A 256-nucleotide genomic window follows, 5' to 3' on the forward strand; every position below is an offset into this window, starting at 1 on the left:
TCGATCCCAAGAAATCTCTCTGCCGGTCTTTTTTCCACTGTTTGGTCCTCACAGCAGAACAAAAGGCTGGCAAAATATTTCCCGGATGGCTCACGGCTCACAATTACAGACTTCAGTTTCCAGTCTGATGGAATCTGACGGTGAAGTTTTATCCTTATGACGGACATCTTTGGAAGCTTCAGATGGGTATCCTGCAAAAGGATATTTCCGTTTAGTGCATTGGTCGTATATGAATTTCTTGCATGCTTCTTTGATT

General features: G+C 43.0%; 1 pseudogene. It reads right to left on the reverse strand.

Annotated features, from left to right (window positions below):
• Positions 1-256, reverse strand: a pseudogene (locus DWX61_RS19115) (RNA-guided endonuclease TnpB family protein); the annotation flags it as partial.

The organism is Ruminococcus sp. AF20-12LB, from assembly GCF_003478985.1.
GTDB lineage: Bacteria > Bacillota > Clostridia > Lachnospirales > Lachnospiraceae > Blautia_A.